This window comes from Pseudoalteromonas luteoviolacea S2607 (genome assembly GCF_001625575.1).
Classification (GTDB): Bacteria; Pseudomonadota; Gammaproteobacteria; order Enterobacterales; family Alteromonadaceae; genus Pseudoalteromonas; species Pseudoalteromonas luteoviolacea_E.
The window spans coordinates 32711-47289 of sequence record NZ_AUXV01000034.1 but is presented as its reverse complement, the minus strand read 5'-3'; the positions used below and the strand labels follow the sequence as shown (position 1 = coordinate 47289).

Genomic DNA, 14579 nt, shown 5'->3' with positions numbered 1-14579 from the left:
TTTTGGCAATTTCATCATCAACGACTAATCTATTCTTATCTATAACTTTTACAGGGAATGTGCCAAGCGCATGATTAAACTTCCTTCAGAGTTAGCTATCAACAAAGTTGAAGAACTGCATCAGCAGTTCGTTCAAGAATTGGAAACGGGGCAGCCAATCTGCATAGACATTAATGATGTTAGTAAAGTAGATACAGCTACAATTCAGATGCTATGCGCATTGCAAAAACGTTTAATGAATTCAGATCAACAGATAACTTGGCATGGTGAAAGTCCGGTCCTTTTTGAATCTGTTGAACAACTTGGTTTAACCGATATTTTATCCTTTAGCAGTAAGATTTAAGAGGTCAATATGAAAAAGATTTTAGCTGTGGATGATTCTGCTTCGATGAGACAAATGGTTGGGTTTACTCTTAAAAAAGCAGGGTTTGATGTCACAGAGGCAAAGGACGGTAGCGAAGCGCTAAACCTTGCGAAACAGCAAGGATTCGACGCCGTGATCTCAGATGTAAACATGCCTGTGATGGATGGGATTACCCTTATTAGGGAGCTGCGTAACCTACCTAACTACAAATTTACGCCTTTGCTTATGTTAACGACTGAATCAGGTCTTGATAAAAAAAGTGAAGGTAAAGCCGCTGGTGCAACTGGTTGGATAGTGAAGCCTTTCAACCCGGATCAATTATTAGCTGTATTGAAGAAAGTCATCCGCTAGTACCAAAGAGGTATAGGCATGAGTATAGATTTAAGTCAGTTTTTTGATGTGTTCTTTGAAGAGAGTTTTGAAGGCTTGGATGCCATGGAGGCAGAACTTCTAAATCTTGAACCAGGTAAGGAAGACTCTGAAACCATTAACACCATATTTAGAGCAGCACACTCTATCAAAGGCGGTAGTGGGACATTTGGGTTTGTATCTGTTTCTGATTTTACTCATGTACTGGAAACGCTACTTGACCAAATTCGTGATGGGCAGCGAGTTTTAACTGCTGAGCACGTTAATTTATTGCTGAAGTCAGTAGACTGTGTTCGAGGTTTGCTCAGCGCATTGCAAGCTGAAGAAGAACCTGATCTAAGCGAGTCACATGAGCTTAAAGCACGGTTTGAAGCGATTTTAGGTGGGGAAGAGTCACCAGTTGAAGAAGCTGTGACAGCGGCTGTTGAAAGTGAGGCCTTACAAAGCACAACCTATCAGATTGAATTTAAACCTGAGCCGCATTTATTTAAAACAGGTAATGAGCCTCTCTACATGTTCTCGGAGTTGGCTGAGTTGGGTGAGCTAGAAGTGAGTGCATTTCATGATGCAATTCCTGACTTCTTAGAGTTTGATCCAGAAGACTGTTTCCTACATTGGCGTTTCTTTTTAACTACCACTCGAGAAGAGCAAGCAATCGCTGAAATATTTGAATGGGTGGAAGATGACGCTGAAATCAAAATAGAGGCCTGCGGCGGCTTATTTGATGACGAACCCGCACAGACGTCTTCTGCTCCTCAAATTGGCCAAAATGCTGTGACTGCGCCTAGTGAAAGTTCGGGTGACCCAACAGCTGAAAATTTAGGTTCAGTTGAGACTGTCAAACCGGATGTTGAAACAGAAAAGGCGCAGCAAACGCTCGCAGCCGTTCAGCAAAAAGTCGAAACTGTTAAAAATACCAAGACTGAGAGCAGAAAGTCGAGTGACTCTGGCGCAACATCGATAAGGGTGGGAATAGATAAAGTCGACTCTTTGATTAATATGGTGGGCGAGTTGGTCATTACTCAGGCTATGCTGAGCCAAATTGGAGACCAAGACATCACCGAGTCCAGCATCGCAGCACTACAGGAAGGGTTGACCCAATTGGCGCACAACACGCGAGATCTGCAAGAAAATGTAATGCGGATTAGGATGTTGCCAATTAGCTTTGTATTTAGCCGCTTTCCCCGTTTGGTAAGAGATACATCCCAAAAATTGAATAAGCAAGTTGAACTGAAACTTGTCGGAGAACAAACTGAACTCGATAAAACGGTGATGGAAAAACTCTCCGATCCTATGGTGCACTTAGTTAGAAACTCTCTCGACCATGGACTTGAAACACCAGAAGATAGAATCGCCAATGGTAAAGATCCGGTAGGTACAGTGACACTCAATGCATTTCATCAGGGCGGGAATATTGTCATAGAAATTATGGATGACGGTAAAGGATTAGATACCGATAAAATTCGTAACAAAGCTATCGCAAATGGCTTGATACAAGAGTCTGATGAACTTAGCGTCGAAGAAATTAATGAACTTATTTTTATGCCTGGGTTTTCTACTGCCGATAGTGTTAGTGATATTTCAGGGCGTGGTGTAGGAATGGATGTGGTACGGCGCAACATCCAAGCATTAAATGGCTCTGTTGAAGTGACATCCAAGCAAGGTGTCGGTTCCACATTTACTATTCGCTTGCCACTGACGCTTGCCATATTAGACGGGCAATTGGTTCAAGTGGCTGCACATACTTACATCATTCCACTGATTTCCATTGTTGAATCTCTGCAAATTGATATCTCGAAAGTCAGTAAAGTAGGCAAGGGGCTAGAGGTTTTACGGCTTAGGGATGAGTATATTCCAATTCTGCGGCTCTATGACATTTTTAGCCACCAAGGTGCGCGGGAAGAACTGGATAAAACGCTTTTAGTTGTTGTTGAAAGTGACAATTACAAAATAGGCTTACTGGTTGACGATCTACTAGCACAGCAACAAGTTGTAATTAAGAGCTTAGAAGCAAATTATCAGAAAGTAGATGGTATTTCTGGTGCTACGATTTTGGGAGACGGTACCGTCTCTCTGATCATTGATATCAGTGGCTTAATCAAATTGAGTGGATTGCGCCGCCCAGGTTCTACTGAGTTGTTAGTGGACTTGAAGGGCGAGGAGGCTGAACCTGCATGATTGATCAAGTAGGCGTAAATCAACAGTTGATGTTCGATGGAGAGTCGGACGAAAAGCAGTTCTTAACTTTTATGATGCATGATGAAGAGTACGGTATGGACATACTTGCCGTACAAGAAATAAGAGGCTGGGAGCCTGTAACTACGATCCCCAATTCGCCTAATTTTGTACGTGGAGCAATGAATTTACGTGGCACCATAGTGCCGATTATTGATTTGCGAATGAGGTTTGGCATTGATGCGATTGAGTATGGACCACTCACTGTCGTGATTGTGGTTTCTGTGCAGATAAAAGATCAGCAAAAAATAATGGGGCTAGTCGTGGATGCTGTGTCAGATGTATATAGCATTGCCGAGGAGAAAGCGAAAGATGTACCCGACTTTCAGGATTCAGACAATGCATACTTTGTTCATGGTCTAGTCAATGTAGGGCAAAAAATGGTTGTGCTTTTAAATCTAGAAAAGGTTTTAGATTTGAGTGATAAAAGTGGGCTCAAAGGCTAATTGGGGGTCGAAATGAGTGAACAGAGTATCCAAAGTAGTATTAATAACAAGATCTTAATTACCGGGGTCATACTGGTTGTTAGTGTCATTCTTGGTGCTCAGCTGGGACAAGCTGAATCCGAACAAATGCGTATGCTGTCTTATGTTGTGCCTTTGATAGGCATTGCGGCGGCATTGATATTTATGAAACAGGGGTTGTCTGCTTTTACTCTGCAATTAGCCACGGTTTATAGCGCTTTACCCATTATTCAAGCTCGCAGCGAAGAGCAATTAGGCCAAGTGGACTTTTCGGGGTTTCCGCAACTGTTTAGAGCTTTATCAAACCGTGAAAGCGAAGAAGTTCATCAAGATGATCATACTCAAAGTTTGCTGTTGGCGTTAAAGGGGTGTCAGGCCAATATTATGGTGGCGGACAGTGAGCATAATATTGTTTATATGAATGACTCCGTGACAAGTATGCTGCGTAAAAACGAACACCAACTTCGTCAAGAGCTTCCCAGTTTCAATGTAGCAACCGCAATTGGTACTAACATCGACATGTTTCACGCGAACCCAAGTCATCAACGTAACTTGTTGGCTAATCTAAGAGATGTGTATAAGACACAGATCACAGTAGCTGGACTAACCTTTGATTTAATAGCAACCCCCGTTTTCGACGAAGATAATAATCGCATTGCAACACTAGTTGAATGGGGAGATCTCACAGAGCAGCTAGCGATTGAGAAAAAACAACAAGACGAAGCCGCGAAGAATGCGCGTATTTCTAGTGCACTTAATGTGTGTCAAGCCAATGTTATGTTGGCTGATGATGATTTTAATATTGTATATATAAACGACTCAGTCACTCAGATGCTCAGAAAAAATCAGGCTAAGCTGCAAGAGGCTCTACCGCGTTTTAATGTGGACGACCTGATTGGTCAAAATATCGATATATTCCATGCAAACCCTGCCCACCAAAGAAATTTACTTAACAGCATGACGGGGACGTACAACACCGATATCCAAGTTGCAGGGTTTACTTTTGGACTAATCGCCACACCAGTGCAAGACTCTGAAGGTCGTCGTATAGGCACTGTGGTTGAGTGGGAGGATAAAACAGAGCGGTTGGCACAAGAGCGCGAAGCGCAGTCAGTTGCCAACGAAAACCTCAGAGTACGCAGAGCATTAGACAATGTTGCAACCAATACCATGATTGCTGACTCACATTTTAATATTGTTTATATGAATGAGTCGGTTGTTGAGATGATGAAGAATGCTGAGCGAGATATTCGTCAAGATTTGCCCAACTTTGACAGTGGCAAGCTGATGGGAGCGAACATTGATGTGTTCCACAAAAACCCTGCTCACCAACGCAATATGGTGACCAACCTAACCAATACCTATAAAACAGAAATTAAAGTTGGTGGCCGTACCTTTGGATTAGTTGCCAACCCTATCATGGCTGCGGATGGTGAACGTATTGGCACCGTTGTGGAGTGGGAAGATAGAACCGACGAAGTGGCAATTGAGTCTGAGGTGAATGAGCTAGTTGAATCTGCTCGTTCTGGTAATTTATCGGCAAGATTGAATGAAAACGATAAAGACGGGTTTTATTTACGACTTGCTCAAGGCTTAAATGGTCTCGTGTCTATTGTTGATGATGCTGTATCAGATACGGTCAATATGTTAGACGCCCTAGCAAATGGTGATTTAACACAGCGTATTAGTGCAGATTATAAAGGAGCATTTGATAAGCTCAAGCAAGATGCTAACACCACAGCTGATAAGTTAACTGAAGTCTTAAACCGCATTAGCTCGTCTGCGGCTATGGTTGCCAGTGGTGCAGAAGAGATCTCTCAGGGTAATGCGGATCTGAGCCAAAGAACCGAAGAGCAAGCGTCATCACTCGAAGAAACTGCATCGAGTATGGAAGAGATGACTAGTACGGTGAGGCAAAACGCAGACAACGCAAAAGTTGCTAATGAACTCGCTTCTGAGACCAGTGAAAAAGCTGTGGCTGGGGGAGAAGTCGTCAATCGAGCTGTTGCAAGTATGTCTGAGATCAATGAATCGAGTAAGAAAATAGCCGATATTATCAGTGTTATTGATGAAATTGCCTTTCAAACTAACTTACTGGCACTCAATGCTGCTGTGGAAGCCGCAAGAGCTGGAGAGCAAGGTCGAGGTTTTGCTGTAGTAGCAGGCGAAGTACGTAATTTGGCGCAGCGTTCAGCGGGGGCGGCAAAAGAAATCAAAGACTTGATCAGAGACAGTGTAGGCAAAGTGGAAGATGGCACATTACTCGTTAATGAGTCTGGCTCGACATTAAAAGAAATTGTAGAAGCTGTAAAGCGTGTAACAGAGATGATCTCGGATATTGCAGAGGCATCGGAGGAGCAAAGTTCAGGTATTGAGCAAGTGAATAAAGCGGTAGCTCAAATGGATGAAATGACTCAGCAGAATGCCGCATTAGTTGAAGAAGCGTCGGCTGCTGGCGAGTCAATGGCTGAGCAAGCCAATGATATGAGAAGGTTATTGAATTTCTTCAATGTCGGTGAGTCAAGTGGTGGTAATGGATTGTCAGAAGTAGCGAGTATATCTACAGAGAGACTGAGTAAACCTCAATCACCATCTAATAATACTGCGAGCATTAAGTTACCAAGTGCTGCGCCAAATGGTACTGTGGATATGGGGCGCAGTAAATCAGAAGCAGCCAACCGCTTTGCTGATGATTCAGACGAATGGGAAGAATTCTAGAGTCCACATTAAAGTTGTTGAAGGGGAGAGTCTCACTCCCCTATAACTTTGCAGTTAAGCACTCGTAGTCAATTCCTGATTATAAAGTGAACTATTTAATAAGTGTGCTCGTATGAAAGAGTTTCCATTCACGGATAGAGATTTTCAGAATATTTCTGACAGAGTATATAACGCGTGCGGCATTGTACTTGGGCCCCACAAAAGAGAAATGGTGTATTCACGCTTAGCTAGGCGGATAAGAGCTAATGGTCTACGCACGTTTGAAGAGTATTTAAGCTATTTAGATAAATGTGGCGATCAAGAGTTTAGTCATTTTATCAATGCTATTACGACCAACCTTACATCGTTCTTTAGAGAAGCTCATCATTTTGAATTTTTAAAGACTGGCTTGATAGAGCGCATTAAAGCGGATAACCGATTGTCGAAGCGTGTCAGGATCTGGTCAGCAGGCTGCTCCACCGGTGAAGAGCCGTACAGTATTGCCATGACAATAGCGGATGAATTCCCGAGTGATTGGGATGTTAAGGTGCTCGCGACAGATCTAGATTCGAACGTGTTACAAAAAGCATCACAAGGAACGTACAACAGTACATCGGTAACAGGGTTAGATGAGAGCCACTTAAGAAAGTGGTTTTTAAAGAGTAGTGATGGCAGTCAATATCGGGTTAAAGATAAATTAAAGGAGTGTATTTACTTCAAGCGCCTTAATTTACTAGAACCTTGGCCAATGCGTGGCCCTTTTGATCTGATATTTTGCAGAAATGTGCTGATTTATTTTGATAAAGAAACGAAAGACAACTTATTTAAGGGATACCACGACCTACTCGACAAAACACATGGGCACCTTTTTATCGGCCATTCTGAAACAATGAGTAAAGAGCGGACTGATTTCAAGAATTTAGGCAAAACAATGTATAAGAGGATCGATGCGGCATGAATCAGTTTAGACCGGTAATCCGGGGCTTTGAACATGTTAAACGGTTTTGGGATGCAGGCCGCAGTAAAGTGGTTGCAAAGGTATTACCTGGCGAGTTTTATGTGTCGAAAAACGATGAGCTTATTTCTACTGTTTTAGGGTCGTGTATTGCCGCATGTGTTTATGATGAGAAACTCGGTATTGGTGGTATGAACCATTTTATGTTACCGGGTGCTCAGAATATGAAGGAAATAACAAACGTGCATTCGGATGACTTTAATTGCCGTTATGGTAATTGGGCCATGGAATACTTAATAAACGAAGTGCTAAAAAACGGGGCGAGCAGAGACAATCTTAAAGTGAAGTTATTTGGTGGCGGGAAGATAATTAGCGCGATGACAGACATTGGTGTAGGTAACATCCGTTTCGCCAATGCCTATGTAGAAGAAGAGAATCTTAATTTAGTATCTCATGATGTAGGTGGGCCTTGGCCTAGAAAAGTGGTATTTCATCCACAATCTGGTACTGCAAAAGTAAAAAAATTGCGTCAAATGCACAATGATACGATTGAAAAACGCGAAGTTAAGTACCTTCATGATATCGAAATGCAAGATGCCCAAACCGATATTGAATTATTTTAGAGTAATGGCATATGATTAAGGTACTTATCGTCGATGACTCCCCTCTATTAAGAGCTGTGCTCAAAGCTGTTTTGGAGCAAGCGGGAGATATACAAGTTGTAGGGGCAGCAAAAGACCCCTATGAAGCTAGAGATATGATCAAAGCGACCCAGCCTGATGTGCTGACACTTGACATTGAAATGCCTAAAATGAATGGCTTGAGCTTCTTGAAGAACTTGATGCGACTAAGGCCAATGCCGGTAGTAATGCTTTCTACGCTCACACAAAAAGGCTCACCAGAAACACTTGAAGCGTTAGAGGTCGGTGCCGTCGACTTTATCGCAAAACCCATGACGAATGTCGCTGAGCAGTTAGAAGCATATGCGGATATTTTATATCAAAAGATCCGTACTGCGAGTCGTGCTCGAGTCAGGGCATTTAAACCAGATAGAGATAATGCTGAAAAAGCAGCCGGTGGAGATATAAAATACCGAAGTAACAATATTATTGCGATTGGCGCTTCGACAGGTGGCACGGAAGCGTTAAGAGAAGTACTCACCAAATTGCCAAGCAATTGCCCGCCAGTTGTGATAACCCAGCATATCCCCCCCGTTTTTAGTGCCTCTTTTGCACAGCGTATGGATCGGTGTTGCACCGTATCGGTTAAAGAAGCCGAAGATGGTGATGTACTTGGCGAAGGAAGAGTGTTTATCGCACCGGGGGATAAGCATTTACTTATTTCTCAGCAGGGTAATAAATTAGTTTGTCATTTAAATGATGGTGATAAAGTCAACCGTCACAAGCCCGCTGTGGATGTATTGTTTGATTCATTGTTGCCAGTGGCAAAGCAAGTGCATGCGGCATTGTTGACTGGCATGGGAAGCGATGGTGCACAGGGCCTTTTGAGATTAAAAGAAGGCGGTGCCAATACATTTGCACAAGACGAGGCATCGTGTGTTGTATGGGGGATGCCTCGTGCAGCGGTAGAGCTTAATGCTGCTAACAAAGTGGTGTCATTGGATAATATGGCTACTAACTTGCTTAAATCAGCAAGTCGCTAACTTAATTACCAGCTTGAATTACCCAAGGTTGTGAAAACCAATAAAAGTGCCCTTTGTGTGTTTTTGACGGCGCAGTACAGTTGTACCTTGAGCGTCCTTCGGGTAAATCCTTTGGTGACGTTACCTGTACAGTTGTTTTACTGTTCCAAGTTAAGTTCGCTCTGCCGACTCCCGATACAAAACAGGCCAGTTGATTTTGATAAAAGTCCATATCTTTGAATGAAATAGCAAATGAAGGTGTTCGATTAGATGTCACCGAATTTTCATAGCTTAACTTATCAATTGTAAATGGCAGAGACTTAATTTTTACTTGTAGTGTTTTTAGGTTGCTATAAATGCCAGAAGCAGGAAAGCGAGGTACGCGAGTAAAATCTGTAGTGACTCCTACGGCACCAGAATGCTGGCCAATACCAACTAACCCCAGTTCTTTGACAAGTGATTGCACCGAATTATCAAACTCACCATACGGATATGCGATATAGGGGTAATCATGTCCAACTTCCGTGGCAATGCGCTGTTGTGACCAGGTGAGGTCTTTTTTAACTCTTGCTTTCCATTGAGCTTCGGATTCTCCACTTTTGCGAAGGTGCAAATAGTCATGCTTGGCACTGTGATTAGCAATGAGCGCCCCTCGTTTTGATAATGCTCTAAGCTCATCCCATGTCATGACGTAGCTTTGCCCTTCATCAATGAGCTGAGGGTTTACAAATATTGTATAGGGAAAGTTGTACGCTTCTAGAAGCGGTGCGGCAGCCTCAATATTATTGTCATAACCATCATCAAATGTGATGGCAACCGTATTAATTGGTAGCGGTTTGCCAGCACGTAATTGACCTATAAACTTATCCAGTGCAATCACATTATAGTTGCCAGTTTTTAAATACTCTAAATGAGATTTAAACGTATCAGCGCTGACGCTGGTGACCGGGGGAAGTTTTTCACTTACGTGATGATATTGTAATATAGTTGCACTTTGCGCCGTGGCGCTGACAAATCCAACTAACAGAACTAAATTATGAAGCTTTTTCATTACCTGCGTACACCTTATCATATTCCACTACTTACTCTCGCAGCGCCGATGATTTTATCAAATATTTCGGTTCCACTGTTAGGTTTAGTTGATACTGCAGTCATTGGGCATTTAAGTCACGCCCATTATCTGGCTGGTATTGCGCTTGGCTCTGGAAGTATTGCACTGCTATTTTGGCTGGCGAGCTTTTTACGCATGAGTACCACGGGTGAAATCGCACAGGCTTATGGTGAAAAAAATCAGACAAGGGCATTGCAGTCATTGCTAGCCAGTCTCATTCTTGCTCTAACTTTCGCATTAACTTTAGTCGCCTTATCTCCCATACTGTTGCAGCTCATAGAGCAGTTAGCGAACCCATCTCCTCAGGTCATGGCACAAGCGAAAATTTATTTTTCGATTCGAATCTACAGTGCGCCAGCCGCAATGATGAATCTTGTGCTATTGGGCTTTATGTTGGGACTACAATATGGCAAAGGGCCATTCTATGTCGTCTTATTTACTAACCTCATTAACATTGCATTGGATTTAATCTTTGTAATCGGGTTTGAATGGGGGGTTGCAGGAGCTGCCTGGGCATCCGTGATAGCAGACTATAGTGCGTTTGTTTTGGCATCAGCACTGACCCTGCGATTGTTGCAACGAAAAGGCTGGCAATTCGCATTATGCATTCCCAATCGAGCGCAAATTATGCACTTGTTGTCGCTGAATAAAGATATCTTTATTCGCTCTTTAGTCTTGCAGCTGTGCTTTAGTTTTATGACTTTTTATGGTGCACGTCTGGGCGACAACACTCTGGCTGCAAATGCTGTCTTGCTCAATTTCTTAATGCTGGTTAGTTTCGCTTTAGACGGTATCGCTTATGCAGCAGAAGCAAAAGTAGGACAAGCCAAGGGCGAACAGGATGAAACTAAGCTAAAAGCTTGGGTCAACGTCAGTGTGTTTTGGGGAGCTGTGTTTGCGCTGCTTTACTGCATTATTTTTGCAGTCTTTGGAGAGTCAATTATTACATTATTGACGAGTATTCCGAGCGTGATTAACACGGCTACAGGCTATCTACCTTGGCTCGTGGTATTGCCTATTATTGCGATGAGTTGCTTTTTATTTGATGGCGTTTTTGTTGGATTGACAAGAGCAAGAGAAATGCGCAATAGCATGATAGTTTCAGCGGTTTGCGGATTTTTCCTGCCCTTTTTTGTCATGAAAGATCTTGGTAATCACGCGTTGTGGTTATCCATGACGTGTTTTATGGCGCTGCGTGGTATTACTTTGATTTATCGTTATCGAAGGCTCGTCGGGCAGCAAGCCTTGCTGAAATAACCTGTGAAAAACGATTGGCAAAGATACCGAGGTAACCATACCCAGCGATGCCTAATGCCGGAAATAATACAGCCAAACCGGCAAACCACCAAGCTGGGTCATGGTAATTGCTCAGCGCGAATAGCCCCATTGCACATACAAAAAGGCCAATACCAGTGAAAAAGAATTTCAGGCTGCGCTTGGGGTTAGAGCCCAAGCGATATACTAATTGTGTGAACATCGTAAAGTCTTAGTAATAAGAGTGGTCGCCACGAGCGTGTTCGGTGATATCACGTACGCCAGTAATCTCTTCAAACTTGGCAACCATTTCTTTTTCGATGCCTTCTTTTAGCGTGACGTCGATCATCGAGCAACCGTTACAACCACCACCAAACTGTAGTACTGCGATGCCTTCATCGGTGATTTCGACAAGGCTTACCTGACCACCGTGGTTTGCCAGTTGTGGATTTACATCAGTAACTAGCATGTGTTCAACACGCTCTTCTAGTGAAGCATCGTCTTTAAGTTTTTTCGCCTTGGCATTTGGTGCCTTCAAAGTTAGCTGACTCCCCATTTTGTCTGTAACAAAATCGATTTCAGCTTCATCGAGAAATGGTGCGCTTTCTTCGTCAACAATGGCGTCAAATCCATTAAAGTTAAATCTAAGATCTGTGTCTTCAACCGCATCTGCTGGGCAATACGATACGCCGCACTCAGCTTGTGCTGTTCCTGGGTTAACGACAAATACTCGGATACTGGTTCCCTCAGCTTGATCGCTGAGAAGTTTCGCAAAATGCGTTTGTGCGGATTCTGAAATTGTGATCATAATCTGGCTATACTTGACTAAATTACTCGGTTACTTCCTATGATACCCCCCTCATCCTGTTGTAGCTAGTGTTGGGCGTAAAAATTTGCTGCTAAACGCTACGACTTGGTAGCTTAAGGGTAAGATTAAAAAGACGGAGTTGATATGAGAATCACCTTGTTCTTGCTTGGATTATTGATATTTCAAAGCCAAGCTAAACCGCTAAGTTACTATTTTTCTGCGGACATCGAATTTGATCAAAGCATCACTAAACCGAGTGAAGTACTTGGGTATGAAGTGGGAGAGTGGCATGTTAGGCATGATCAGTTGGTGAATTATCTCACTTTGCTTGCGAAGCAAAGTCCAAGAATGCGCATTTCAACAATTGGCCATAGCCATGAACGTCGACCTTTACTTTTGCTTGCTGTTACCACCGCGAATAACCAAGATAAGTTAGAACAAATAAGGCAAGCGCACCTGTCGAGCTTAAGTACAAAAACGGATCGCAGCACGTCGCCCAATATTATTTGGATGGGTTACAGTGTGCACGGTAATGAACCTTCGGGCAGCAATGCCGCTTTGTTGTTAGCGTATTACCTGGCCGCAGCGCAGGGTGACGAAATCAATCAGTTATTGGAGAACAACGTTATCCTACTCGACCCAGCACTCAACCCTGATGGGTTAGCTAGGTTCGCTCACTGGGCAAACAGCAACAGAGGTAAGACTCTCTCAGCAGATCCTGCTCATCGTGAGCATGTTGAGGCTTGGCCATCGTCGCGTACTAATCATTATTGGTTTGATCTTAATCGTGATTGGTTGCTCCTCCAACATCCCGAATCTAAAGCTCGTGTCGCGCAATTTCACCGCTGGAAGCCAACCGTGTTAACCGACTTTCACGAAATGGGCACGAACAGTAGTTATTTCTTCCAGCCGGGTATCCCTAGTCGGACTCACCCAATCACCCCAACACAAAATCAAACGCTCACGCATCAATTGGCAGAGTACCATGCTAAGGCGCTGGATAAAGAAAAGCAGTTGTATTTCACACAAGAGAGCTTTGACGATTTTTACGTTGGTAAAGGTTCAACATACCCTGATATTAATGGTGCCGTAGGAATTTTGTTTGAGCAAGCGAGTAGCCGAGGTCATGTACAAGAGTCAATTAATGGAGACTTGCACTTTCATCGCACGATTAAAAACCAGCTGTTGACATCTTTATCAACATTTCAGGGGGTGCTAGAGCACAAAGATACTCTACAAGCTTATCAACAAGGTTTTTATCTTGATGCCCTTAAACTTGCGGATAAAGAAGATATTAAGGGGTATGTGGTAGCCAAAGGTAATGATTCATCTCGCTTTGAATCATTTATTAAGTTATTACAACGCCACCAAATTTATGCTTACGATATAACAAAAGCCATTAAAGTCGCAGGAAGAACTTATCAACCCGGTGATATTTTTGTGCCTTTGGCACAGCCGCAGTATCGTTTGGTTAAGGCGGTGTTTTCAACACAAACAAGCTTTGAAGACAATACTTTTTATGACGTGTCGGGGTGGACATTACCGCACGCATTTGACTTAAACTTTGCGCCAATAAAAAGTCGATGGGGGTTAAAAACTGCAGAAGCTCAAAGAAAAATAAAGTCTAATGGGCGCAGTGGTGTACTTCAAGAAGGGGCTTATGCATATGCTTTTTCTTGGGATGACTATTTTGCTCCCAAGTTATTAAATCAACTGTTGTCAGCGGGTATCGAGGCGCGCGTGGCCTTGCAGTCGTTCTCTGCTCGGACTAATCAAAGCGAACAGACTTTTTCGCCGGGTACAGTGGTTATTCCAGCAGGCGTACAAAGTAATGCGAGTTGGCAAGCTATATTGTCTGAGACGTTGGCAAGTTATGCAATAGAAGTTTTTGCTATTCGCAGTGGCCTAACTGCTCAGGGAATTGATTTAGGATCCAGACTAATGGTGCCTTTAAAGCAGCCAAAAGTGCTACTGGTGGGAGGAGAGGGGACCAGCCAGTATGAAGTGGGAGAAATGTGGTATCACTTAGATAGACATTTAGGTATTGCGCCAACCATTATTGAACAACGCCGTTTAGCCAGAGCTAATTTGGCGCGCTACACCCATATAGTCATGGTAGACGGAAATTATCGCGGTTTGAATAAGCATGCCAAGGCGGCAATTTTATCTTGGGTGAAAAAGGGAGGTGTTATTTGGGGCCACAAGCGGGGGGCTCAATGGCTGGTGGACCAGCAGCTGTTAAATGTTGAAACGATTTCCAAAAAGGAAATGCGCGCGCAATTTGATACACAAGATATGCCATTTTCAGCCCGCGAAGAATTGGCCGCTAAACAACGTATAGCGGGTGCTATATTCAATGCACGAGCAGATTTATCACACCCACTGGCTTTTGGTCTGGATGATGAGATCCTGCCTGTTTTCAAAAATAGCACTTGGGTGATGAAACAAAATGGTGCGCCTTTTACCAGTGTGCTTAAGTATACTAGCAGCCCCTTATTATCGGGCTATGCAGATCAGCGTAATGTAAAGCAAATAGCTGCAAGTAGCGTGTTAATTGCCGATGAATACGGTAAAGGCATTGCCATTGCAATGACGGACAACCCCGTATTTAGGGGGTATTGGTATGGTACAAGCAAGTTGATTAACAACGCATTGTTTTTTGCAGATGCTTTGAAGTAAC

General features: G+C 43.2%; 13 protein-coding genes. 10 read left to right on the top strand and 3 right to left on the bottom strand.

The window, feature by feature from the left end; all coding sequences use genetic code 11:
• The first annotated feature begins 70 nt into the window (after positions 1-70).
• From N480_RS15315 to N480_RS15280, 8 genes are all read left to right on the top strand, one after another.
• Positions 71-343, top strand: a complete 273-nt coding sequence (locus N480_RS15315; RefSeq protein WP_063373351.1) for an STAS domain-containing protein — start codon at positions 71-73, stop codon at positions 341-343.
• Positions 344-352: 9 nt separating this feature from the next.
• Positions 353-715 carry a response regulator gene (locus tag N480_RS15310; RefSeq protein WP_039607675.1) on the top strand — a complete coding sequence of 121 codons (363 nt, stop codon included), beginning with the start codon at positions 353-355 and terminating at the stop codon, positions 713-715.
• Between the two features lie 18 nt (positions 716-733).
• The gene (locus tag N480_RS15305; protein WP_063373350.1) at positions 734-2911 is read left to right on the top strand and encodes a chemotaxis protein CheA; all 2178 of its coding nucleotides are present in this window, start codon (positions 734-736) and stop codon (positions 2909-2911) included.
• Positions 2908-3414, top strand: coding sequence for a chemotaxis protein CheW (locus N480_RS15300; protein WP_063373349.1), 507 nt, complete (start codon positions 2908-2910; stop codon positions 3412-3414). The genes N480_RS15305 and N480_RS15300 overlap by 4 nt, the downstream gene beginning before the upstream one ends.
• 12 nt (positions 3415-3426) lie before the next feature.
• Positions 3427-6150, top strand: coding sequence for a methyl-accepting chemotaxis protein (locus tag N480_RS15295; RefSeq protein ID WP_063373348.1), 2724 nt, complete (start codon positions 3427-3429; stop codon positions 6148-6150).
• 112 nt (positions 6151-6262) lie between these two features.
• Complete coding sequence (locus N480_RS15290; protein WP_063373347.1) at positions 6263-7087, top strand: CheR family methyltransferase; 825 nt, start codon at positions 6263-6265, stop codon at positions 7085-7087.
• Entirely contained in the window at positions 7084-7707 is a 624-nt protein-coding gene (gene cheD / locus N480_RS15285) for a chemoreceptor glutamine deamidase CheD (protein WP_063373346.1), read from the top strand. Before N480_RS15290 ends, cheD begins: the two co-directional genes overlap by 4 nt.
• A gap of 11 nt (positions 7708-7718) precedes the next feature.
• Positions 7719-8747, top strand: a complete 1029-nt coding sequence (locus N480_RS15280; RefSeq protein ID WP_063373345.1) for a protein-glutamate methylesterase/protein-glutamine glutaminase — start codon at positions 7719-7721, stop codon at positions 8745-8747.
• A 1-nt stretch (position 8748) separates the two neighbouring features.
• Here N480_RS15280 and N480_RS15275 read toward each other — a convergent pair whose 3' ends face one another.
• Positions 8749-9798: a polysaccharide deacetylase family protein gene (locus tag N480_RS15275; RefSeq protein WP_063373344.1), complete on the bottom strand. Its 1050-nt coding sequence runs from the start codon at positions 9796-9798 to the stop codon at positions 8749-8751.
• A gap of 27 nt (positions 9799-9825) precedes the next feature.
• Here N480_RS15275 and dinF point away from each other — a divergent pair, with 27 nt between their 5' ends.
• Positions 9826-11094: an MATE family efflux transporter DinF gene (gene dinF, locus N480_RS15270; protein ID WP_063373499.1), complete on the top strand. Its 1269-nt coding sequence runs from the start codon at positions 9826-9828 to the stop codon at positions 11092-11094.
• On the opposite strand, the gene N480_RS15265 is transcribed toward dinF, so the two are convergent.
• Both N480_RS15265 and nfuA read right to left on the bottom strand, forming a co-directional pair.
• Positions 11039-11314 carry a hypothetical protein gene (locus tag N480_RS15265; protein ID WP_063373343.1) on the bottom strand — a complete coding sequence of 92 codons (276 nt, stop codon included), beginning with the start codon at positions 11312-11314 and terminating at the stop codon, positions 11039-11041. The two genes, dinF and N480_RS15265, sit on opposite strands and share 56 nt — an antisense overlap.
• 9 nt (positions 11315-11323) lie before the next feature.
• Complete coding sequence (gene nfuA, locus N480_RS15260; RefSeq protein WP_063373342.1) at positions 11324-11899, bottom strand: Fe-S biogenesis protein NfuA; 576 nt, start codon at positions 11897-11899, stop codon at positions 11324-11326.
• 144 nt (positions 11900-12043) lie between these two features.
• Between nfuA and N480_RS15255 the strand changes: the two genes are divergently transcribed.
• Positions 12044-14578 (top strand): M14 family zinc carboxypeptidase, encoded by a 2535-nt coding sequence (locus N480_RS15255; RefSeq protein ID WP_063373341.1) that lies wholly within the window; start codon positions 12044-12046, stop codon positions 14576-14578.
• Position 14579: the final 1 nt, after the last annotated feature.